Genomic DNA, 22,410 nt, shown 5'->3' with positions numbered 1-22,410 from the left:
TGTGGTATAATAGAACGAAAAGACCTTTTTAGTAAATTTTGAAAGAGTAAAACATGAGAAAAATTGTCATCAATGGTGGACGTCCATTGCAAGGTGAGATCACCATTAGTGGTGCTAAAAATAGTGTTGTAGCACTTATTCCAGCTATTATCTTATCAGATGATATTGTCACTTTAGATTGTGTTCCAGACATTTCAGACGTTGCTAGTCTTGTCGAAATCATGGAAATTATGGGGGCGACTGTTAAGCGTTATGAGGATGTCTTGGAGATTGATCCAAGAGGCGTTCAAAACATTCCTATGCCTTATGGTAAGATTAATAGCTTGCGTGCTTCTTATTATTTCTACGGAAGTCTTTTAGGTCGCTTTGGTGAAGCTACAGTTGGACTTCCTGGTGGATGTGATCTGGGGCCTCGTCCGATTGACCTTCACTTAAAAGCCTTTGAAGCCATGGGTGCTAAGGTCAGCTATGAGGGAGATAATATGAATTTATCTGCCCAAGGTAAGGGACTTCACGGAGCAAGTATTTACATGGATACCGTCAGCGTTGGTGCAACGATTAACACTATGATTGCTGCGGTTAAAGCTAAGGGACGCACTGTCATTGAAAATGCGGCTCGTGAACCGGAAATTATTGATGTCGCTACCCTTTTGAACAATATGGGGGCCCACATTCGTGGTGCGGGGACTGATATTATCATTATTGATGGTGTTGAGAAACTTCATGGAACGCGTCACCAAGTCATTCCAGACCGTATCGAAGCTGGAACCTATATTTCACTTGCTGCAGCGGTAGGAAAAGGAATTCGCATTAACAACGTTCTCTATGAGCACTTAGAAGGGTTTATCGCCAAACTAGAGGAAATGGGCGTTCATATGACAGTCTCAGAAGACAGTATCTTCGTTGAAGAACAGTCTGATTTGAAGGCCATCAATATCAAAACAGCTCCTTATCCTGGATTTGCAACCGATTTGCAACAGCCTATAACTCCGCTATTGCTGACTGCTCAAGGTCGTGGAACTATTATTGATACGATCTATGAAAAACGTGTTAACCATGTTTTTGAATTAGCAAAAATGGATGCGGATATTACGACTACGAATGATCATATTATCTACAACGGTGGTCGTAGGTTGCATGGGGCAAGCGTAAAAGCTACAGACTTGCGAGCTGGTGCAGCGCTTGTTATTGCTGGTTTGATGGCTGAAGGTAAAACTGAAATTACAAATATTGAGTTTATCCTGCGAGGCTACTCAGATATTATTGAGAAATTGCGTAGTCTTGGAGCAGATATTACACTCGTTGAAGACTAAACCGTTGAGGTGATTATGAATATTTGGACCAAATTAGCAATGTTTTCTTTTTTTGAAACGGAGCGCTTGTATTTGCGTCCTTTCTTTTTTAGTGACAGTCAAGCATTTTACGAGATTGCTTCCAATCCTGAAAATTTACAGTTTATTTTTCCCAGTCAAGCAAGTTTAGAAGAAAGTCAGTACGCACTTGCTAACTATTTTATGAAGACTCCTCTAGGTGTTTGGGCTATTTGTCTCCAAGGAAATCAGGAAATGATTGGCTCCATTAAATTTGAAAAGATTGATGAAATCAAAAAAGAAGCAGAAATTGGTTATTTCTTAAAAAAGGATTCTTGGTCACAAGGTTATATGACAGAAGTGGTTACCAAGCTTTGTCAGCTTTCCTTTGAAGAATTTGGTTTAAAACAATTATCCATCATCACTCATCTGGAGAATCAAGCTAGTCAAAAAGTAGCCTTAAAATCAGGCTTTAGTCTCTTCCGACAGTTTAAGGGGAGCGACCGCTATACACGAAAAATGAGGGACTATCTTGAATTTCGATATATAAAAGGAGAATTCAATGAGTAAACACCAGGAAATTTTGTCCTATCTGGAAGAGTTGCCAATTGGGAAAAGAGTTAGTGTTCGCAGTATCTCTAATCACCTAGGTGTTAGTGATGGAACCGCCTACCGAGCTATCAAAGAAGCTGAAAATCGTGGCATCGTTGAAACTCGGCCACGTAGTGGAACCATACGAGTTAAGCCAAAGAAAGTGGCTATTGAACGGCTAACCTATGCTGAAATCGCTGAAGTCACCTCCTCTGAGGTTTTAGCTGGTCAGGAAGGGCTGGAGAGAGAGTTTAGCAAATTTTCCATTGGGGCCATGACAGAGCAGAATATCCGATCCTATCTCCATGATGGTGGTCTTGTGATCGTAGGTGACCGTACTCGCATTCAGCTTCTAGCCTTGGAAAATGAAAATGCGGTCCTCGTGACAGGTGGTTTTCATGTTCAGGATGATGTTCTTGAGTTGGCCAATAAAAAAGGGATTCCAGTTCTAAGAAGTAAAGATGACACTTTTACAGTAGCGACCATGATTAACAAAGCTCTCTCAAACGTTCAAATCAAAACCGATATTCTGACAGTTGAAAAGCTCTATCGCCCCAGTCATGAGTATGGTTTTTTGAGAGAAACCGATACAGTCAAAGACTATCTAGACTTGGTTCGTAAGAACAGAAGTAGCCGTTTTCCAGTCGTTAACCAACACCAAGTGGTTGTTGGGGTTATTACTATGCGTGACGCAGGAGACAAGTCTCCCAGCACGACGATTGACAAGGTGATGACGCGTAGTATCTTCGTAACAGGGTTAGCGACGAATATTGCCAATGTCAGTCAACGAATGATCGCAGAAGACTTTGAGATGGTTCCCGTTGTCAGAAGCAACCAAACCCTACTCGGTGTCGTAACACGACGAGATGTCATGGAAAAGATGAGCCGTTCCCAAGTTTCTGCTTTGCCGACTTTCTCAGAGCAAATTGGGCAAAAACTCTCTTACCATCATGATGAAGTCGTCATAACTGTTGAGCCCTTCATGTTGGAGAAAAATGGGGTCCTTGCTAATGGAGTCTTGGCTGAAATCCTCAACCATATGACCCAAGACCTAGTTGTGAATAGCGGACGTAATCTCATCATTGAACAGATGTTGATTTATTTCTTGCAGGCTGTACAGATAGATGATACTCTGCGGATTCAGGCTCGTATTATTCACCACACGAGACGCTCAGCTATTATTGATTATGATATTTATCATGGTCATCAGATTGTTTCAAAAGCAAATGTTACGGTTAAAATTAATTAGAATCTAGGAGAAAAAATGATAACTTTAAAATCAGCACGTGAAATCGAAGCCATGGACAAGGCTGGTGATTTCCTAGCAAGTATCCATATCGGCTTACGTGATTTGATTAAGCCAGGCGTAGATATGTGGGAAGTTGAAGAGTATGTTCGTCGGCGTTGTAAAGAGGAAAATTTCCTTCCTCTACAGATTGGCGTGGATGGGGCAGTTATGGATTACCCCTATGCCACTTGTTGCTCTCTCAACGACGAAGTTGCTCATGCTTTTCCACGTCATTACATCTTGAAAGATGGCGATTTGCTCAAGGTTGACATGGTTCTAGGTGGTCCGATTGCCAAATCAGACCTCAATGTATCTAAACTCAACTTTAACAATGTTGAGCAAATGAAAAAATACACCCAGAGCTATACTGGTGGTTTAGCAGACTCATGTTGGGCTTATGCGGTTGGTACACCGTCTGAAAAAGTGAAAAACTTGATGGACGTGACCAAGGAAGCTATGTATATAGGGATTGAGAAAGCAGTTGTCGGCAATCGTATCGGCGATATCGGTGCGGCCATTCAAGAATACGCTGAAAGTCGCGGTTATGGTGTCGTACGTGATTTAGTTGGTCATGGTGTCGGTCCCACCATGCATGAAGAGCCAATGGTTCCTAACTACGGTATTGCAGGCCGTGGACTCCGTCTCCGTGAAGGAATGGTACTAACCATTGAACCCATGATCAATACTGGTGACTGGGAAATCGATACAGATATGAAGACCGGCTGGGCTCATAAGACTATTGATGGCGGCCTATCTTGCCAATATGAACACCAGTTCGTGATTACCAAAGAGGGTCCAGTTATCTTGACAAGTCAAGGTGAAGAAGGAACGTATTAAAACGAAAGGAGCTTAGCTCCTTTTTTTGTGTCAAATTTAGTCAAAATAAATAAGCGTAGCAGACTTCTTACAAATTTATTCTTTTGTAGTAAAATAGGATTAGAATTTTGAGAAAGTAGGTAATTCGTTGGAGTCGATTATATTTCTAGTATCCGTTTTTTTAGCTGGCATTCTGTCTTTCTTTTCACCCTGCATCTTCCCTTTGCTACCAGTCTATGCAGGTATTTTACTGGATGATCAGGGAAATTCAAAAAGCTTTCGATTTTTCGGAAGAGACGTTGCCTGGTCAGGCTTAATTCGGACCTTGTGCTTTATTGCAGGAATCTCCCTAATTTTCTTTATTTTAGGATTTGGAGCTGGATTCCTAGGGCACATGCTCTATGCAGCCTGGTTTCGTTATGCTATGGGAATAGTCATTATTCTTTTAGGGCTTCACCAGATGGAAATCTTGCATTTCAATAAACTGGAAGTTCAAAAGACAGTCACCTTCAAACAATCTAAGTCTAATCACTATCTATCAGCCTTTTTACTTGGGATAACCTTTAGTTTTGGTTGGACCCCTTGTATCGGACCGGTCTTAAGTTCAGTCTTGGCCCTAGCAGCTTCAGGTGGCAATGGTGCTTGGCAAGGAGCCATACTAACTTTAGTGTACACATTGGGAATGGCTCTACCTTTCATCGTTTTGGCCTTAGCTTCGGGATGGATTATGCCCTATTTTAGTAAATTAAAACCCCATATGATTCTACTAAAAAAAATCGGGGGAGCCCTGATTATTTTGATGGGATTATTATTAATGCTAGGGCAGTTAAATGCCTTGTCAGGAATTCTTGGATAAAAGGAGAAAAAGATGAAAAAAGTTATTTTTGCGGGATTGAGTCTCATGTCTTTATTTTTGTTGATTGCCTGTGGTGAAAAAGAAACCAAACAGACAAGCAGTCCAAAACAACCCGCTGTACAACAAATCGCAGTCGGTAAGGATGCACCAGACTTCACCTTGCAGTCTATGGATGGCAAAGAAGTGAAGTTATCAGACTATAAAGGGAAAAAAGTTTATTTGAAATTCTGGGCTTCTTGGTGTGGACCATGTAAAAAAAGCATGCCTGAGTTGATGGAATTAGCTGCCAAACAAGATCGAGACTTTGAAATCTTGAGTGTCATTGCACCTGGTCTACAAGGTGAAAAAACAGTTCAAGACTTTCCAAAATGGTTTCAAGAGCAAGGGTATAAGGATATTCCAGTCTTGTATGATACCCAAGCAACTGCCTTTCAAGCCTACCAAATTCGTAGTATTCCGACAGAGTACTTGATTGATAGTCAAGGTAAAATTGGGAAAATTCAGTTCGGTGCTATTAGCAATGCAGATGCAGAAGCGGCTTTTAAAGAAATGAAATAAAGAAAAAATCGCGATTCTTCGCGATTTTTTTATAGCTTCTCATTGATAAAGCGGATAAAACGATTCCACCAAACCTTTAAAAAGAAGGCTTTTTCTACTTTCTTTTCAGCGACCATTTCAAAAGAAGGTTTTTCAGAAGTGAGATAACCTTGACCGACCAAATCCTGATCGTCATAGGTTAGAGTACCGACAACCTTGCCTTCTTCCAGTGGAGCTATTTCTGATTTTGGCGTGAATTGAAGAGCTGATGTTGTTTCACTTCCAACTCGTTGGACGATTGCAATATCTGACTTAGCAATTGCGGCTACCTTATCTTCTTTCCCGTCAAGGACTGTCACTTTACTATCTTTGTAGGTTTCGCCTTTCTGAACGACAGTTTTTAAAGCAAAGTTCGCAGAAACATAATCTAAAAGTGAAGAAGTTGCAGTAAAACGTGCATAAGGGTTGCTATCTTGTTGGTCCGCATTTAAAACAACCGTAATGATACGCATTCCTTTTTCAACGGTTGTTCCAACGAAAGAGGCACCGGCTTTGTCGGTAGTACCTGTTTTCAAACCGTCGACACCACCACGATAGGCTGGCATTCCTTCCAACATATAGTTGGTTGAGTGGATTTCAAGTCCAGCAAAAGTAGAAGTTGGCTTTTTAGTGATTTCCAAAACTTGAGGATAATCTCGGATGAGATTACGAGCGACGATTGCAACGTCGTATGCACTCAACTTGTTTTCATCGTCTTTTTTAGAACCAGGATATATATTATCGCCAAGGGTCTCATTATTTAAACCAGTAGTGTTTACAATAGTAGCATCTTGGATTCCCCATTCAAGAAGTTTAGCCCTCATCTTGTCTACAAAGTCTTTCTCAGAACCAGCAATCTTTTCTGCTAGCGCAATCGCAGCGCTGTTTGCACTGGATACCATTGTAGCCTCTAATAGTTGTTCAACAGTATAATTTCGAGCTTCCATAGGGACGTTACTGGCCTCAGAATTAGTTGTAAGTTTGTAAGGATAGTCCGAAATATCAACAGGTGTTGACAGACTGATAGTCCCTTGTTCCAAGGCTTCATAGACCAAATAAACTGTAACTAGTTTCGTAATAGAAGCAATTTCTACAGGCTGATTTGCATCTTTTTCGTAGAGGATTTTTCCAGTTGTAGCCTCGACAGCAATGGCATGTTTAGCAGCAACATCAAACTCCTGAGCAGAAACAGTAGAAGCTGTTCCAAAAACAAAAAGTGTTATAAAAGATAAAATTATTTTTTTCATATTAGCTTTATTTTATCATAAAGAAAAAAAATATTCTCGCTTTTTTACTAAAGCCATCTTATCTTTTTAAGAAATATGATAAAATAGAGACAAGGAGGATGCCTATGTTCCGTAGAAACAAATTATTTTTTTGGACAGCTGAAATTTTATTATTAACACTGATTTTCTATCTTTGGAGAGAAATGGGTGCCATCATTACTCCCTTTGTGACGGTTGTGAATACCATCATGATTCCATTTTTGCTTGGTGGATTTTTTTACTACATTACCAATCCAATCGTTACCTTTTTAGAAAAGAGATGTAAGGTCAATCGTCTAATTGGTGTCTTGGTCACTCTTTGTGCCTTAATTGGCGGAATCGTTGTAGGGGTCGTTTATCTCTTGCCGATTTTGATTAATCAGTTGACCAGCTTGATTATTTCTAGTCAAAACATCTATAGTAGACTACAAGATTTGATCATTGATTTGTCCATGAATCCAGTTTTCCAAAATATTGATATTCAACAAACAATTCAACAACTTAATCTCTCCTATGTGGATATCCTCCAGAATATCCTTAATAGTGTCAGCAACAGTTTAGGAAGTGTTCTTTCAGCCTTGTTTAGTACAGTTCTGATTCTCATTATGACCCCTGTATTCTTGATTTATTTCTTGTTGGATGGTCATAAGTTGCTACCAATGTTGGAACGTACTGTCTTAAAACATGACAAATTGAATCTTTCTAGCCTCTTAACCAATCTCAATACAACCATAGCGCGCTATATCAGTGGAATTGCGATTGATGCTGTTATTATCGGATGTTTAGCCTATATTGGTTATAGCGTTATCGGATTAAAGTACGCTCTTGTTTTTGCTATTTTCTCTGGAATCGCAAATTTAATTCCTTATGTTGGTCCAAGTATTGGCTTGATTCCGATGGTGATTGCCAATGTGTTCACGGATCCTCATCGTATGTTGATTGCGGTTGCCTATATGCTTATTATTCAGCAAATCGATGGAAATGTTCTCTATCCACGTATCGTTGGAGGGGTTATGAAAGTGCATCCGATTACGATTTTGGTGCTCCTCTTACTGTCAAGTAATATCTACGGCGTCATAGGGATGATTGTAGCAGTGCCAACCTACTCTATTCTCAAAGAAATCACTAAGTTCTTGGCAAAATTATATGAAAATCATAAGGAAGCTAAAGAACTGGAAAAATCAGAATCCATTTAGAATCAGGGGAACCTGATTTTTTTGTGAGCATAATACCGCTAGAATGAAATAAGCTTGAATTGTATAAAGAAGCAGAAGAACAGCACTTTGTAAGATTCAGATTAATTCATAAAATATGTGTAAAACACTTGCAATTTAGCAGAAATTTGATAAAATAGTAAGGAAAGTTAGACTGTATTGCCTACTGTCTATCTATAAAATATATTTTATTGGAGGCTTTTACTCAAATGGCAAAAGAAAAATACGATCGTAGTAAACCACACGTTAACATTGGTACTATCGGACACGTTGACCACGGTAAAACTACTTTGACTGCAGCTATCACAACTGTTTTGGCACGTCGCTTGCCTTCAGCAGTTAACCAACCTAAAGACTATGCGTCTATCGATGCTGCTCCAGAAGAACGCGAACGCGGTATCACTATCAACACTGCGCACGTTGAGTATGAAACTGCAAAACGTCACTATGCTCACATCGACGCTCCAGGACACGCGGACTACGTTAAAAACATGATCACTGGTGCCGCTCAAATGGACGGAGCTATCCTTGTAGTAGCTTCAACTGACGGACCAATGCCACAAACTCGTGAACACATCCTTCTTTCACGTCAAGTTGGTGTTAAACACCTTATCGTCTTCATGAACAAAATTGACTTGGTAGACGACGAAGAATTGCTTGAATTGGTTGAAATGGAAATCCGTGACCTCTTGTCAGAATACGACTTCCCAGGCGACGATCTTCCAGTTATCCAAGGTTCAGCTCTTAAAGCACTTGAAGGTGATACTAAATATGAAGACATCATCATGGAATTGATGGATACTGTTGATGAGTACATCCCAGAACCAGAACGTGATACAGATAAACCATTGCTTCTCCCAGTCGAAGACGTATTCTCAATCACTGGACGTGGTACTGTTGCTTCAGGACGTATCGACCGCGGTACTGTTCGTGTCAACGACGAAATCGAAATCGTTGGTATCAAAGACGAAACTAAAAAAGCAGTTGTTACTGGTGTTGAAATGTTCCGTAAACAACTTGATGAAGGTCTTGCCGGAGATAACGTAGGTGTACTTCTTCGTGGTATTCAACGTGACGAAATCGAACGTGGACAAGTTATCGCTAAACCAGGTTCAATCAACCCACACACTAAATTCAAAGGTGAAGTCTACATCCTTACTAAAGAAGAAGGTGGACGTCACACTCCATTCTTCAACAACTACCGCCCACAATTCTACTTCCGTACTACTGACGTTACAGGTTCAATCGAACTTCCAGCAGGTACTGAAATGGTAATGCCTGGTGATAACGTGACTATCGACGTTGAGTTGATCCACCCAATCGCCGTAGAACAAGGTACTACATTCTCTATCCGTGAGGGTGGACGTACTGTTGGTTCAGGTATGGTTACAGAAATCGAAGCTTAATTCGATTAAGTTCCCAGAAGAACAATTATTTAAGTCAGACACTAAAAGAATCTTGCCTTGCGAGGTTCTTTTTTTGTTCTTGATCTATTTAAAGTGCTCCTACTCTAGCAGTATAATCGTTTTTTTGGTATAATAAATGTTATGGAAATCGAAAAAACCAATCGTATGAATGCGCTTTTTGAATTTTATGCTGCGCTTTTGACAGACAAGCAGATGAACTATATTGAACTCTACTATGCTGATGACTACAGTCTTGCTGAGATTGCTGAAGAGTTCGGTGTCAGTCGTCAAGCTGTTTATGATAATATCAAGCGGACGGAAAAGATTCTAGAAGATTATGAGATGAAACTGCACATGTATTCGGACTACATTGTCCGCAGTCAGATTTTTGACCAGATCTTGGAGCGTTATCCCAAGGATGACTTTCTGCAGGATCAGATAGAAGTTTTAACAAGCATTGATAATAGAGAATAAGTGTGGGAAGTATAGTCATCTACAAAGGTATACCCTGTACACTATTAGCTGCTGAGGACCCTTTTCCCATAAGACTACAAATCTTCTCACCTGATTCTATCTCCCGAGCTTTCAAGAGGGATTTAGCTGTTGGGGATATCCAAATGAGATAATGAAAGAAGTCACTCCAGAAGAACTTGTTTGTTTACAAGATTTTGGACGTTTTCCACCGAATTAATGAAACATAGGAGAAAAAAATGGCATTTGAAAGTTTAACAGAACGTTTGCAGAACGTTTTTAAAAATCTACGTAAAAAGGGAAAAATCACTGAGGCTGATGTCCAGGAAGCAACCAAAGAGATTCGTTTGGCCTTGCTGGAAGCTGACGTTGCCTTGCCTGTTGTAAAGGATTTTATCAAGAAGGTTCGTGAGCGTGCTGTCGGGCATGAGGTCATTGATACTCTTAATCCTGCCCAACAGATTATCAAAATCGTTGATGAGGAACTGACAGCCGTTTTAGGTTCTGATACGGCAGAAATTATCAAGTCCCCTAAGATTCCTACGATCATCATGATGGTTGGTTTGCAGGGGGCTGGTAAAACAACCTTTGCTGGTAAGCTGGCTAATAAACTCAAGAAGGAAGAAAATGCTCGTCCTTTGATGATTGCGGCAGATATTTATCGTCCAGCAGCCATCGATCAGTTGAAAACACTTGGACAACAAATTGATGTTCCTGTCTTTGCACTTGGAACAGAGGTTCCAGCTGTTGAGATTGTTCGTCAAGGTTTGGAGCAAGCACAAGCCAATCACAACGACTATATCTTGATCGATACGGCAGGTCGTTTACAGATTGATGAGCTCCTAATGAATGAGCTTCGTGACGTAAAAGCATTGGCCCAACCAAACGAAATTCTACTCGTAGTGGACGCCATGATTGGTCAGGAAGCGGCTAATGTTGCCCGTGAGTTTAATGCTCAGTTAGAAGTAACTGGTGTCATCCTTACCAAGATTGATGGGGATACTCGTGGTGGTGCGGCTTTGTCTGTTCGTCACATCACTGGTAAACCAATCAAGTTCACTGGTACAGGTGAAAAGATTACAGATATTGAAACCTTCCACCCAGACCGTATGTCTAGCCGTATCCTTGGTATGGGGGATATGCTGACCTTGATTGAGAAAGCTTCTCAGGAATACGATGAGCAAAAAGCTCTTGAAATGGCTGAGAAGATGCGTGAAAACACCTTTGATTTCAATGATTTCATTGATCAATTAGATCAGGTGCAAAACATGGGGCCGATGGAAGACTTGCTCAAGATGATTCCAGGGATGGCTAATAATCCAGCTCTTCAAAATATGAAGGTGGATGAGCGCCAAATTGCGCGTAAACGTGCCATCGTATCTTCGATGACTCCTGAGGAGCGTGAAAATCCTGATTTGTTAAATCCAAGTCGTCGCCGTCGTATCGCTGCAGGTTCTGGAAATACCTTTGTCGAAGTCAATAAATTCATCAAGGACTTTAATCAGGCCAAACAGCTCATGCAAGGGGTCATGTCTGGTGATATGAACAAGATGATGAAACAAATGGGCATCAATCCAAATAACCTCCCTAAAAACATGCCAAATATGGGCGGAATGGATATGTCTGCCCTTGAAGGCATGATGGGACAGAGCGGCATGCCTGACTTGTCAGGTCTCGGAGGCGCAGGCATGCCAGATATGAGCCAGATGTTTGGTGGAGGTCTCAAAGGTAAAATCGGTGAATTTGCCATGAAACAGTCTATGAAACGTATGGCCAACAAAATGAAAAAAGCGAAGAAAAAACGTAAATAAAAAAGGAAAGCAGAAGTGCTTCCCTTTTTGGTATAAAATATGTGCTTCCTATGATTAGGCAATTTTCTTAATTGAAAAATGACTAAATAGAAAGAGAGATTTCAAAGCCTTGCATCCATTCGGATTTTACTGTGATTTCGATTTTTAAAGCATCTGCTAATTGTTTGACCAGATAAAGGCCCATGCCTGTTGATTTTTTCCTTGTCTCTCCTGAATCACCTGTAAAACCTTTCTCAAAGATATGAGGGAAGTCACAAGCTTTAACTCCGCAGCCATTATCCCTAATAATCAGACTTGTACGTCCCTTATCTTTTGATATATAAATATTGAGTTCGGGCTTGTCGGAGCTATATTTAATGGAGTTGGCTAGGATTTGAGAGAGGATAAATTCAAAACTGCGTTGATCGGTGTAGCAGATTCCTTGTATGTTTTCTACCTTAATCGTAAATTTCTTTTCTTTGAGCAAGGGATCAAAGTTTTCCAAAAGATCTTGGATACACTCTTCTAGGTCAAGGTATTCAAATAGAAAATCATTTTTCTCACTTTTCACCCTGTAGTAGAATAGGATCTGTGATACATTTTCTTGGATTTGCTTTTTCACATAGTCCAACTTAAAAGCTGTATCCTCAGGCAACTGGTCGCTTTGATTGTCCAAAAGGAGGGAAAGAAGCGACAGAGGGAGTTTAATCTCATGCGCCCATTTTTCAACATAGTCCTCATACTCGGCTAGTAATGAGTTGAGTTTTCCTATTTCAGCCTGCTTTTGATAAAGTGTATCTGCTATTTTTTCAATGCTTTCTTTTTCTGAGGCACTTGATAAATGCAATAATTCAAGCTCAGTATCCGTCTTGGGATTGGCTATGAAGGCTTTATAGGCAGATGATTTTTTTCTTTCTGTTCTTATAAGTAAGAATGATAGGATGAAAAAAAGCAGGACGGTGGCTAAAATATAGAGAAGGATGAGGGCTTGAAACATTCTCACATCTGAAAGCCAAAGCAGGACAGCTGTAAATAGATCAAATGCTAAGAGAACAAGTAACCAAGGCAGATAACTAGCTAGATATTTTAGATTATGTTTCATCTGGACTTACCTCTTCAAGCTTGTAACCAATACCTCTGACGGACTTGACTTGAAGAGCAATGCCAGCCTGTTTCATCACCTTTTTTAGTCTTGCAATGTTTACTTGTAGGGCATTTTCATCGATGAACTCAGTTGTATTCCACAGTTTCAGACTTAGTTCTTCTTTTGTGACGACAGGAGCATTAGTAACCAATAAGGTTTCTAACAATTTCCCTTGATTTTGGGGGAGTAAAATAGAGTGTCCATTGATATAAAGGGTATAGGTCTGTCTATCCAGCAGAAAATTATCTTTTTCAAGTAGATTTCGTCTACCTTCATAGCGTTTCAAGATATTTTCTATACGTGCCAAAAATCTTCCTTTCTTGAAAGGCTTTGTTAGATACTCATCTGCCCCTAATTTCAGGGCGTAAATCTCATCTTTTAGTTGTTCACGGGAGGTGAGAACCAATATGGGCACAGAGCGTTTGGACTTGAGATTTTTACAAATTTGAAAACCTGTTTCTCCCGGCAAATTCAAATCCAGTATGATTAAATCCGTATCGTATTGCAGTACTTGCTGGCTTGTATCTTTGAAGTCAGTCAACTTATCAACTTGATAACCCGTTTTCTCTAACAAAATAACAATTTCATCTCGAATCAAGGCTTCATCTTCAATAACCAGAATATGCTTCATACCGGTTCCTCCTTTTCCTAATTTATTTTACCTTATTCATCTCTTTTAGGTTCCATTAAGGACAACAAGTACTTGTTGCTATTTTTCTTTACAATTCTTATATAGATGATTTCAAATCCAGTTAAGAGAAGTACTATCAGCATGGCTGTGATAAATTTCTGCCCCATGGCCATTCTTGCGCTAGCGGGTACTATTCCTGTGAGGAGGGAGCTTACTCCGAAGCTACTACTGATAAGTGCAAGGGCTATTGGCAGACCAAAATACCAATTGATTTGCTTTTCTGAAGATTTACAAAGAGTTTCGTAGTTTGCTCCAAGATGGATTAAGGTCTGGTATCGTCTGTAGGATTGTCTTTGTCCCATCAAAAACTGAACGCCGATGATTGTATTTGCGACAACAAGGAAGATGATAGCCAGATAGATGGTGACATAGCTGGCAGAGATAATGTAAAATAATTGTCTTCCCATATTTTGTATATAGCTTTCATAACTAAGAGAGGTTTGATTCAGCTTTTCATTTGTATCTGAGATAGCTCTCATCAGGCCTTTTTCCTTGACTAGCTCAGGAGCCAAGATACCACTAACATAATTTGAATACCGACCATCTGTATAGCTCATAAAGGTTTCATCTGGGACTATGAGGGCTACAGAAATGGTTATTTCACGATCCGTTACAATCGGTAAAGACTGAACCTCTCCAATCAATTTTACCTCATTCCCCATGACTTTGATTTGAGGCTTCGTCTTCAGAACAGAGTTGACGAGACTTTCATCTGGGAGAAAATCTTTCCCCATATACAAGTAGGCTTCCTTGCTAGTTAATTCTAGAGGAGGGAGATTGGCAGCCTTTCTAAGTTCATTGTATTCGGAAACTGGTATGAGGTGGGAAGTAGTAGACTGTTTAAATCTTTGGTGCATAATTTCCATGTTCTTGCTGCCCTTTTGCTTTTTCAACTCCTTGATGATCTCTTCGAAGGACACGGACTCGTGTTCTTTCGGTTTGCCGACTTTGATTTGTAGAATCTTTGAAAACTGTGATGCCAGTCCAGCAGCTTCAAGCTCATTTTTTACTGTATTTACATCAAGATTTTCATCTGTATCCTGCTTGCTATCTCTGAATGTATAATCCAATACGTGGGTTTGATTGCCTGAATTGCCACTTGCAATGGCAACACCTGCTCCAAAGAGGCACAAGGCAGAGAAGATTAAGAGGGAGCAGATGGCCAGTATAATTGAGCGCTGGATAACTAATTCCTGAATCTGTCTAAAATTATAGGCATGAAGTTTTCGATTGCTTCCAAGCTTAACCAAAAAGTCTATAAATAAACGCATACCAAAGAAGAGGAGGATAGTTCCTAGAGTCCCCAAGAAAACAGTGATGCCCATGGTTATGACACTCTCCCAAGCTCGTCCACTCATCCCCAAGTAATAGGCTGTTCCAAGAAGTAAAATCCCTAGGACGGAAGCAAGAAGGTACACACCCTTGGGGAGTAGTTTCTTCATTCCAGAGGGTGAATAGGCAAGCAGGTTTCCGATTTCCTTATTGGCCGTCTTTGCACTTAAAAGGACAAAAACAGCTAATTTGACGGCTAGGAAGCCGATGACTGTATAGAGTAGAGCTGTGGTAGATAGAGAAAATTGATGTTCAATAATCCCTAGTCCCACAATTTTAGCGGTTATTAGGCTGATTAGTTCTGAAATCAAGATTGAAATTGGAAGACCTACTCCAAGGGCAAGGACACTGTTTCTCAAATCCTCGAGCAGGAGTAGCAAGAACAGTTTGGTTCTTCGCATGCCTAATGTGAGATAGACACCGAATTCATGCTTTCTTCTTTCCATCTGCATACTGCTTGCGAAGTAGACTAGAAAAAAAAGAATAAAGAGCGTTGCTACGTAAAGAATAGGAATCATGCTAAAGAGTTTATTTACAGCGTCACTTTCTATTTGTTTTAGAAAGATCATCACATCTTGATGGGACAAAGAAAGGATGATGTAAAAGGAAATAATAGAAAGAACCATGGAACTGAAGTACAAGCCATTATTCTTTCGGTCTCTCTTGCTATTTCTTGAGACTAATTTAGAAAACATTGCCATCACCTCCAGCCAGTGCAGCCATGACCTTTAGTATTCTGTGGTAAAAATCTTCCTGACTTTCTCTTGGATAATCGCGTCGGATTTCATGGAATAGTTTTCCGTCCTGGATAAACAAGATGCGGTTGCAAAAGCTAGCTGCGACTGAATCGTGTGTCACCATGAGAATGGTGGTTTCTTCCACTTGATTCATTTCAGCTAATTTTTGCATCAAAATGGTCGCATTTTTTGAATCCAAAGCTCCTGTGGGTTCATCTGCAAATACAATCTTAGGGTCTAAAATCAAAGCACGCGCAGCAGCTACCCTTTGCCGTTGACCACCTGATAATTGAGATGGGAACTTATCCAGAAGTTCAGAAATATCCAGATATTGGGAAAGCAATTCTAATCGAACCTTACTTTCGTTGGCATCGACCTTGTGCAAAGATAAGGGAAGTAAAATATTTTCTTTGGCTGTCAGATTGTCCAAAAGCTCAAAATTTTGAAAGAGGTAGCCGATTTCCTTGCCACGATAATCAGCTAACTGACTACCTTTTAACTGACCTAAATCCTTTTCTTGCATTTGAATGGATCCGTCAGTTGGTTTGATAATGGTAGCGAGACAGTTAAGAAGGGTTGTTTTCCCAGAACCACTGCTCCCCATAATCCCTAAGAATTCACCTTTGACAACTTGAAAAGATATACCGTTCAAGGCTTTGGTGATATTCGGCTCTTTTCCATAATGCTTTTTTAATGATTCTACTCGTAAAATGGTTTCCATGTGAAATACCTCCATCTTTTGTTACTTTCATTATAATATGAATCAGAGTAGAATAACACTTACGGATGATGTAAGAATTCTTTATCGCTGACTTTTATAGTCAGGTTATTGGAGCTATACTTATTATATTATAGCATGGTTTTAGGGATTTAAAAAGGGAGTCTCAGAAGATACTCCAATTTAAAAGCAAATGCTATGAGAGAATAAGTAACCAGAATGATTGGGAAAGTAGTGGTAAGTGATAATAATATCAGAAAGAGTAAATTTAATGGGAATCAGCATAGAATTAAATTGCGTTAAATAGATAAGTGAATCTTATTTCTCTAACTAATAATATAACAGTAAATGAATTGATTTTACTGTTATTTTAATTTATAATTATAATAGGTCAAACTTTCAGTTTTTGTTTAGAAGTATATCTAATACAAAACATAAAACTATGTAATATTATATTAAGTTATTGGAGGATGCATTGATGCCAAGAAAAGGAGTGACTGTTTACGATTTATTGATTTCTTGCCCTGGAGATGTTAATGATTATCTTGAGTTAATTAAAGAAGCTGTTGATAACTTTAATAAAGTTTATGGTAGTTTGAATAATATACAAGTATCAGTCAAGCATTGGTCAACGGATAGTTTTCCTGAGTCGGGTGATAAACCACAGGAATTATTAAATAAGCAAATTGTTAGGGACTGTGATGCAGCTGTTGCTATATTTTGGACAAGATTTGGCACTGCAACAGATAGGTATGGTTCTGGAACGGAAGAAGAAATTGAGGAGATGTTATTAGCAAAAAAACAAGTTTTTATGTATTTTCTAGATATTCCTATAACTCCTTCAGAAATAAATGAGGAGCAATTTGCCGCTGTAAAAAATTTCAAAGAAAGATATAAGGATAGAGGAATATTTTTTACAGTTAAGGACAAAAGTGAATTTAAACGTCATTTTACAAATCACTTAACATTATATTTTTTAAATTTAGTTGACGAGAAAGAAACTTTTCAAAATGAACAAGTAAAACCTCTTTTAACGATAAGAGATAAGAATACATCTTCTGACGAATGTTCTGTTCCTATAAAATTTAATTTACTAGAGTCAAAATTTTTAAATGAAAACTACAAGAAAATTATTGACTATATTGAAGAATTAAATAAAACTGTTATTTCTGAGGTTCCAACTAAAGTAGATAATAATACTAAAAAGTTGACTCTTTCTCTAAATGAAGAAGATAACGTTAATTTTCTGTCTAAAATAGCTGATGATGTGACTATTAGTGATGATTTTAAAAAACTCATAAACGATTTTGCAATCAAAGAGGAAATCAAACTACATGAGAATTTCTGGTGTTTAGGAAATTTGAAGAAACATAAAATTCAAGTGCCAACGCCTTTCGGAAAAAGTGCGCCTTCGTATATTGGAACTGATGAAGAAAGGAACCGATTTTCTTTATTAAAAAAATTATACTGGGAAATAATATCATTCAATGAATACACAGAATATTTTACATTCATGGATAACATTGAATATATAGAGTTAATGGTTTCTAATATAGGTAAGACATATGATGAAGATATTGATATTAAACTAATTGTACCTAAAGGTTGTCTTTTGAAACAACATGACTTATTGTATCCAGGAGAAAATATAATAGGGGAGGTACAGGAAATTAAAATAGAAGAAATCCTATTTAAAATTGAAGAAACTGATACTGTTTGCGCATATGATTATCCTCAGCAACCCTTATTACGGTCAGAAGAAATAAATGTTTCTCCACTTCTAACATATAATAGAACATCTAGTTATGAAAGCCAAAAAAACTATTATAAAGATTCATTAAACGATATATTTATATACAGATATTTTGATAAACCAGAATCTGATATTTTAAGGTTTGATATTGAGTATTTGAAACATAACATTTCAATGGCATTTCCTTCTAAACTATTATTTAAAAATGTTCCTAGAACAATTGAATATGAAATAACATCGAAGTTTACACCAGATATGGTGAAAGGAAAAATAAATCTAAAATCCGATTAATTTGCTAATAAAGTAGGTTGTTTTATAATAAATATATGAATAGGAACATGATTTAATGACGGTAAAATGAATCAGAAAAAAAGTTAAGTAGCGAGTTAGAAGTTAAAAATGATTTATATCGTGTTTATGAATTAAATGAAAATGATAGTGATTATTTCAGAATTGTTAGCGAATCAAAGAAGGGAATATATGTAGAGAGTACTAAAACTGTTAAAAAGATTTTAGATTTAGACACTGAAGAATAGTTTTGGTGCTAAATTGGTGCTATGGGAAAAATAAAAACGCTGAAATCATTGATTTCAAGCGTTTTTTTGAATAACTTACTCTACTCCCACTCAACAGTTGCAGGTGGTTTACTTGTAATGTCGTAGACGATACGGTTAACGTGATCCACTTCGTTTACGATACGTACAGAAATTTTTTGAAGGACTTCCCAAGGAATCTTGGCAAAGTCAGCTGTCATACCATCGATAGAAGTAATCGCACGAATGGCGATGGTGTAGTCATAAGTACGACCATCACCCATAACACCGACTGAACGAACGCCTGTGTTGACAGTGAAGTATTGCCAGATATCACGGTCAAGACCAGCTTTAGCGATTTCTTCACGTAGGATAGCATCAGACTCACGAACAGTTTCTAGTTTTTCTTCAGTGATTTCACCCATGACACGGATAGCAAGTCCTGGTCCTGGGAATGGTTGGCGCCATACGATGTGGTCTGGCATGCCAAGCTCTGTACCGAGGGCACGGACTTCGTCTTTATAAAGAGTGTTCAATGGCTCAATCAATTCAAACTGCATGTCTTCTGGAAGACCACCCACGTTGTGGTGTGATTTGATGGTTTGAGCAGTATCTGTACCAGACTCAATCACGTCAGTGTAAAGCGTTCCTTGAGCAAGGAATTTCACATCTTTTAGCTTGCTTGCTTCGTCATCAAAGACATAAACAAACTCGTTTCCGATGATTTTACGTTTTTGTTCAGGGTCAGAAACACCTGCAAGTTTATCAAGGAATCGTTTAGCAGCATCTGCCTTGACGATATTCAACCCAAACTTACCACCAAGCATGTCCATAACTTGGTCAGCCTCTCCCTTACGGAGAAGACCGTGGTCAACAAAGATACAGATCAATTGATCGCCGATTGCTTTTTGGAGAAGAACTCCAACAACAGAAGAGTCAACACCACCTGATAGACCTAGAAGAACACGCTTGTCACCTACAGTTTCACGGATTTTCTTGATCTGCATGTCGATGAAGTTGTCCATTGACCAGTCGCCTTTAGCCTTACAGATGTTAAGGGCAAAGTTGCGAAGGATATCATTTCCGTATACAGAATGGCGCACTTCTGGGTGGAATTGGATACCGTAAATGTGCTTTTCTGGGTTTTCAATAGCTGCATAAGGACAGTCAGCAGAAGTGCCAGTACGAACAAAATCAGCTGGAATCTCTGTAACAGCATCGCCATGACTCATCAAAACAATCTGTTCTTCAGGAGTCCCTTCAAAGAGGGCAGAAGTGGTATGAGTAAGTGGTGATTGGCCATACTCGCGGTTACCAGCATCACCTGCAGGAACAACTTTTCCTCCAAGTTTATGAGTTAAAAGTTGCATACCATAGCAGATTCCCAAAATTGGAATGCCAAGTTCAAAAATTTCTGGGTCAATATCAAATGAACCATCTTCGTATACAGAGTTTGGTCCACCAGAGAGGATGATCCCTACAGGGTTAATCGCACGAACCTCTGCAGCTGAGATTTTGTGACTTTTTAGCTCTGAAAAAACACCAATTTCACGAATACGGCGTGAAATCAGCTGGTTGTATTGGCTACCATAGTCCAGCACAATGATCTTTTCGACATCTTGCAAATCAGTTGAAATGTTGCTCATCTTTTTCCTTTCTCAAAAGAAATATCTTTTTCAATATTTTATCACAAATAGGGGCGAATTACCAACTAAACAAGGCAAAGTTTGACTTTTTCTTAGCAAATACGGTACAATGGAGAAAATAAAGAAAAGAAGTGAAAATCATGTTACCAGCTTATATGAAAATCCACGATCAGATCAAGAAGGATATAGATGAGCATTATTGGAAAATCGGAGAGAGGCTTCCAAGTGAGCGAGATTTAGCTGAACAGTTTCAAGTTAGCCGGATGACATTACGCCAAGCTATCTCTCTCTTGGTCGAGGAAGGAGTTTTGGAGCGTCGTGTAGGAAGTGGGACTTTTGTCTCTAGCACTCGTGTCCAAGAAAAAATGCGAGGAACAACCAGTTTTACGGAGATTGTCAAATCTCAAGGGAAAGTACCTTCCAGCCAACTCATTTCTTACAGAAGAACCATTCCAAATGAGCAAGAGGTCGCTAAGCTAGGGATTACTCCAACAGAGAATATTATCCGCATGGAACGGGTGCGTTATGCTGACCAAGTTCCGCTAGTCTATGAAGTCGCATCCATTCCTGAGAAATTCATTAAGGATTTCAAAAAAGAAGAAATCACCAGTCACTTCTTTCAAACATTGCAGCAGCATGGCTACCGAATTGGCAAATCCCAACAGACCATTTATGCGAGATTGGCTAAGGAAAAAATTGCTGACTATCTAGAAGTCGAAAAGGGGCATGCGATTTTAGCCTTGACTCAGGTTTCTTATCTTGAAGATGGGACAGCTTTTGAATATGTAAAGAGTCAATACGTGGGTGAACGCTTTGAATTTTATCTTGAAAATAACTAGTTTAGAAAGGCTAGTTTTTTGTTTTCTTAAAAGATTAGAATTGTCAAAACAATCTGTCTAGGCTTGATTTTATCCTTTATTTACTATAAAATGAGAAGGAAAAACGTCAAACTTTTATATTGCAAATAGGAGAAAAAATGACAAAAACATTAAAACGTCCTGAGGTTTTATCGCCTGCAGGGACTTTAGAGAAGCTAAAAGTGGCTGTTCGGTATGGAGCTGATGCTGTTTTTATAGGTGGACAAGCTTATGGTCTTCGTAGCCGTGCAGGAAACTTCACCTTTGAACAGATGGAAGAAGGCGTGCAGTTCGCTGCCAAGTATGGTGCCAAGGTCTATGTAGCTGCCAACATGGTTATGCACGAAGGAAATGAAGCTGGGGCTGGTGAGTGGTTCCGTAAGTTGCGTGACATTGGGATTGCGGCAGTTATCGTGTCAGATCCGGCCTTGATCATGATTGCAGCAACTGAAGCGCCAGGTCTTGAAATTCACCTCTCTACTCAAGCCAGTGCGACGAACTATGAAACTCTTGAGTTCTGGAAAGAACTTGGTCTAACTCGTGTGGTTTTGGCGCGTGAAGTTTCAATGGAAGAATTGGCAGAAATTCGCAAACGTACAGATGTAGAAATTGAAGCCTTTGTCCATGGAGCCATGTGTATATCCTACTCAGGACGCTGCACTCTCTCAAACCACATGAGTATGCGTGATGCTAACCGTGGTGGTTGTTCACAGTCTTGCCGTTGGAAATACGACCTTTACGATATGCCCTTTGGCCAAGAACGTAAGAGTCTTAAAGGTGAAATTCCAGAAGAATTTTCAATGTCAGCCGTTGATATGTCTATGATTGATCATATCCCAGATATGATTGAAAATGGTGTAGATAGTCTAAAAATTGAAGGTCGTATGAAGTCAATCCACTATGTTTCAACAGTAACCAACTGTTACAAGGCGGCTGTGGATGCTTACCTTGAAAGCCCAGAAAAATTTGAAGCTATCAAACAAGACTTGGTAGATGAGATGTGGAAGGTTGCCCAACGTGAATTGGCAACAGGTTTCTATTATAGTACACCTACAGAAAATGAACAGTTGTTTGGTGCACGCCGTAAAATCCCTGAATACAAGTTTGTTGCTGAAGTGGTAGCTTATGATGAAGCAACCCAGACAGCAACTATTCGTCAACGGAATGTAATTAACGAAGGCGATCAAGTTGAGTTTTACGGACCAGGTTTCCGTCATTTTGAAACCTATATCGAAAATCTTCACGATTCTAAAGGAAATAAAATTGACCGTGCTCCAAATCCAATGGAACTCTTGACCATTAAGGTTCCACAACCTGTTCAAGCTGGGGACATGGTTCGAGCTCTCAAAGAAGGTCTTATCAATCTCTATAAGGAAGACGGGACAAGTGTCACAGTTCGTGCTTAGAGAAGGAAAA

General features: G+C 39.2%; 19 protein-coding genes and 1 pseudogene. 14 read left to right on the top strand and 6 right to left on the bottom strand.

Annotation, left to right across the window (positions count from 1 at the left end):
• Positions 1-53: 53 nt before the first annotated feature.
• The 6 genes from MK405_RS03265 (at position 54) to sdbB (ending at position 5,419) form a co-directional block, all read left to right on the top strand.
• Positions 54-1,313 carry a UDP-N-acetylglucosamine 1-carboxyvinyltransferase gene (locus tag MK405_RS03265; protein ID WP_033584122.1) on the top strand — a complete coding sequence of 420 codons (1,260 nt, stop codon included), beginning with the start codon at positions 54-56 and terminating at the stop codon, positions 1,311-1,313.
• A 15-nt stretch (positions 1,314-1,328) separates the two neighbouring features.
• Positions 1,329-1,880, top strand: coding sequence for a GNAT family N-acetyltransferase (locus MK405_RS03260; protein ID WP_084851899.1), 552 nt, complete (start codon positions 1,329-1,331; stop codon positions 1,878-1,880).
• On the top strand, positions 1,873-3,150 hold the full coding sequence (gene spxR, locus MK405_RS03255) for a CBS-HotDog domain-containing transcription factor SpxR (RefSeq protein WP_268704306.1): 1,278 nt from the start codon (positions 1,873-1,875) through the stop codon (positions 3,148-3,150). Before MK405_RS03260 ends, spxR begins: the two co-directional genes overlap by 8 nt.
• Before the next feature lie 15 nt (positions 3,151-3,165).
• Positions 3,166-4,026 (top strand): methionyl aminopeptidase, encoded by an 861-nt coding sequence (locus MK405_RS03250; RefSeq protein ID WP_268704305.1) that lies wholly within the window; start codon positions 3,166-3,168, stop codon positions 4,024-4,026.
• Between the two features lie 127 nt (positions 4,027-4,153).
• Positions 4,154-4,861, top strand: coding sequence for a thiol-disulfide oxidoreductase-associated membrane protein CcdA2 (gene ccdA2 / locus MK405_RS03245; RefSeq protein ID WP_268704304.1), 708 nt, complete (start codon positions 4,154-4,156; stop codon positions 4,859-4,861).
• Between the two features lie 12 nt (positions 4,862-4,873).
• Positions 4,874-5,419 carry a thiol-disulfide oxidoreductase-associated lipoprotein SdbB gene (gene sdbB / locus MK405_RS03240; RefSeq protein WP_000755589.1) on the top strand — a complete coding sequence of 182 codons (546 nt, stop codon included), beginning with the start codon at positions 4,874-4,876 and terminating at the stop codon, positions 5,417-5,419.
• A 29-nt stretch (positions 5,420-5,448) separates the two neighbouring features.
• Here the strand turns inward: sdbB and pbp3 are convergent, their stop codons facing one another.
• Entirely contained in the window at positions 5,449-6,684 is a 1,236-nt protein-coding gene (gene pbp3, locus MK405_RS03235) for a D-alanyl-D-alanine carboxypeptidase PBP3 (RefSeq protein ID WP_268704303.1), read from the bottom strand.
• A gap of 104 nt (positions 6,685-6,788) precedes the next feature.
• On the opposite strand from pbp3, the gene MK405_RS03230 reads away from it, so the two are divergent.
• From MK405_RS03230 to ffh, 5 genes and pseudogenes are all read left to right on the top strand, one after another.
• Positions 6,789-7,898, top strand: coding sequence for an AI-2E family transporter (locus MK405_RS03230; RefSeq protein WP_268704302.1), 1,110 nt, complete (start codon positions 6,789-6,791; stop codon positions 7,896-7,898).
• Between the two features lie 227 nt (positions 7,899-8,125).
• Entirely contained in the window at positions 8,126-9,322 is a 1,197-nt protein-coding gene (gene tuf, locus MK405_RS03225) for an elongation factor Tu (protein ID WP_001040715.1), read from the top strand.
• A gap of 141 nt (positions 9,323-9,463) precedes the next feature.
• Positions 9,464-9,796, top strand: coding sequence for a putative DNA-binding protein (locus MK405_RS03220; protein WP_268704301.1), 333 nt, complete (start codon positions 9,464-9,466; stop codon positions 9,794-9,796).
• 2 nt (positions 9,797-9,798) lie between these two features.
• Positions 9,799-10,013, top strand: a pseudogene (locus MK405_RS09470) (2-oxoglutarate:acceptor oxidoreductase).
• A gap of 19 nt (positions 10,014-10,032) precedes the next feature.
• On the top strand, positions 10,033-11,604 hold the full coding sequence (ffh, locus tag MK405_RS03215) for a signal recognition particle protein (protein WP_268704300.1): 1,572 nt from the start codon (positions 10,033-10,035) through the stop codon (positions 11,602-11,604).
• Between the two features lie 82 nt (positions 11,605-11,686).
• Here the strand turns inward: ffh and MK405_RS03210 are convergent, their stop codons facing one another.
• From MK405_RS03210 to MK405_RS03195, 4 genes are read right to left on the bottom strand one after another with little or no spacing between them, the layout of a single operon-like run.
• Positions 11,687-12,685 carry an ATP-binding protein gene (locus MK405_RS03210; RefSeq protein WP_049505741.1) on the bottom strand — a complete coding sequence of 333 codons (999 nt, stop codon included), beginning with the start codon at positions 12,683-12,685 and terminating at the stop codon, positions 11,687-11,689.
• The gene (locus tag MK405_RS03205) at positions 12,675-13,358 is read right to left on the bottom strand and encodes a response regulator transcription factor (protein WP_268704299.1); all 684 of its coding nucleotides are present in this window, start codon (positions 13,356-13,358) and stop codon (positions 12,675-12,677) included. The genes MK405_RS03210 and MK405_RS03205 overlap by 11 nt, the downstream gene beginning before the upstream one ends.
• Before the next feature lie 32 nt (positions 13,359-13,390).
• On the bottom strand, positions 13,391-15,445 hold the full coding sequence (locus MK405_RS03200; protein ID WP_268704298.1) for an FtsX-like permease family protein: 2,055 nt from the start codon (positions 15,443-15,445) through the stop codon (positions 13,391-13,393).
• Positions 15,435-16,208: an ABC transporter ATP-binding protein gene (locus MK405_RS03195; protein WP_125425328.1), complete on the bottom strand. Its 774-nt coding sequence runs from the start codon at positions 16,206-16,208 to the stop codon at positions 15,435-15,437. Before MK405_RS03195 ends, MK405_RS03200 begins: the two co-directional genes overlap by 11 nt.
• Before the next feature lie 475 nt (positions 16,209-16,683).
• Between MK405_RS03195 and MK405_RS03190 the strand changes: the two genes are divergently transcribed.
• Complete coding sequence (locus MK405_RS03190; protein ID WP_268704297.1) at positions 16,684-18,249, top strand: hypothetical protein; 1,566 nt, start codon at positions 16,684-16,686, stop codon at positions 18,247-18,249.
• Positions 18,250-18,574: 325 nt separating this feature from the next.
• Here MK405_RS03190 and guaA read toward each other — a convergent pair whose 3' ends face one another.
• Positions 18,575-20,137, bottom strand: a complete 1,563-nt coding sequence (gene guaA / locus MK405_RS03185; protein ID WP_038806148.1) for a glutamine-hydrolyzing GMP synthase — start codon at positions 20,135-20,137, stop codon at positions 18,575-18,577.
• A gap of 140 nt (positions 20,138-20,277) precedes the next feature.
• Between guaA and MK405_RS03180 the strand changes: the two genes are divergently transcribed.
• The gene (locus MK405_RS03180; RefSeq protein ID WP_268704296.1) at positions 20,278-20,976 is read left to right on the top strand and encodes a GntR family transcriptional regulator; all 699 of its coding nucleotides are present in this window, start codon (positions 20,278-20,280) and stop codon (positions 20,974-20,976) included.
• Positions 20,977-21,113: 137 nt separating this feature from the next.
• On the top strand, positions 21,114-22,400 hold the full coding sequence (locus MK405_RS03175; RefSeq protein ID WP_000169123.1) for a peptidase U32 family protein: 1,287 nt from the start codon (positions 21,114-21,116) through the stop codon (positions 22,398-22,400).
• Positions 22,401-22,410 lie beyond the last annotated feature (10 nt).

The organism is Streptococcus oralis, from assembly GCF_026782345.1.
GTDB classification, from domain to species: Bacteria; Bacillota; Bacilli; order Lactobacillales; family Streptococcaceae; genus Streptococcus; species Streptococcus oralis_CK.
Note: the sequence above shows the minus strand (reverse complement) of the source record. Positions and strands in the feature narration are given on the sequence as shown.

Bases quoted from the DNA above. Each gene is read 5' to 3' on its own strand.
- MK405_RS03265 (WP_033584122.1), top strand. From the start codon at position 54: ATGAGAAAAATTGTCATCAATGGTGGACGTCCATTGCAAGGTGAGATC.
- MK405_RS03260 (WP_084851899.1), top strand. From the start codon at position 1,329: ATGAATATTTGGACCAAATTAGCAATGTTTTCTTTTTTTGAAACGGAG.
- spxR (WP_268704306.1), top strand. From the start codon at position 1,873: ATGAGTAAACACCAGGAAATTTTGTCCTATCTGGAAGAGTTGCCAATT.
- MK405_RS03250 (WP_268704305.1), top strand. From the start codon at position 3,166: ATGATAACTTTAAAATCAGCACGTGAAATCGAAGCCATGGACAAGGCT.
- sdbB (WP_000755589.1), top strand. From the start codon at position 4,874: ATGAAAAAAGTTATTTTTGCGGGATTGAGTCTCATGTCTTTATTTTTG.
- pbp3 (WP_268704303.1), bottom strand. From the start codon at position 6,684: ATGAAAAAAATAATTTTATCTTTTATAACACTTTTTGTTTTTGGAACA.
- MK405_RS03230 (WP_268704302.1), top strand. From the start codon at position 6,789: ATGTTCCGTAGAAACAAATTATTTTTTTGGACAGCTGAAATTTTATTA.
- tuf (WP_001040715.1), top strand. From the start codon at position 8,126: ATGGCAAAAGAAAAATACGATCGTAGTAAACCACACGTTAACATTGGT.
- MK405_RS03220 (WP_268704301.1), top strand. From the start codon at position 9,464: ATGGAAATCGAAAAAACCAATCGTATGAATGCGCTTTTTGAATTTTAT.
- ffh (WP_268704300.1), top strand. From the start codon at position 10,033: ATGGCATTTGAAAGTTTAACAGAACGTTTGCAGAACGTTTTTAAAAAT.
- MK405_RS03210 (WP_049505741.1), bottom strand. From the start codon at position 12,685: ATGAAACATAATCTAAAATATCTAGCTAGTTATCTGCCTTGGTTACTT.
- MK405_RS03205 (WP_268704299.1), bottom strand. From the start codon at position 13,358: ATGAAGCATATTCTGGTTATTGAAGATGAAGCCTTGATTCGAGATGAA.
- MK405_RS03200 (WP_268704298.1), bottom strand. From the start codon at position 15,445: ATGTTTTCTAAATTAGTCTCAAGAAATAGCAAGAGAGACCGAAAGAAT.
- MK405_RS03195 (WP_125425328.1), bottom strand. From the start codon at position 16,208: ATGGAAACCATTTTACGAGTAGAATCATTAAAAAAGCATTATGGAAAA.
- MK405_RS03190 (WP_268704297.1), top strand. From the start codon at position 16,684: ATGCCAAGAAAAGGAGTGACTGTTTACGATTTATTGATTTCTTGCCCT.
- guaA (WP_038806148.1), bottom strand. From the start codon at position 20,137: ATGAGCAACATTTCAACTGATTTGCAAGATGTCGAAAAGATCATTGTG.
- MK405_RS03180 (WP_268704296.1), top strand. From the start codon at position 20,278: ATGTTACCAGCTTATATGAAAATCCACGATCAGATCAAGAAGGATATA.
- MK405_RS03175 (WP_000169123.1), top strand. From the start codon at position 21,114: ATGACAAAAACATTAAAACGTCCTGAGGTTTTATCGCCTGCAGGGACT.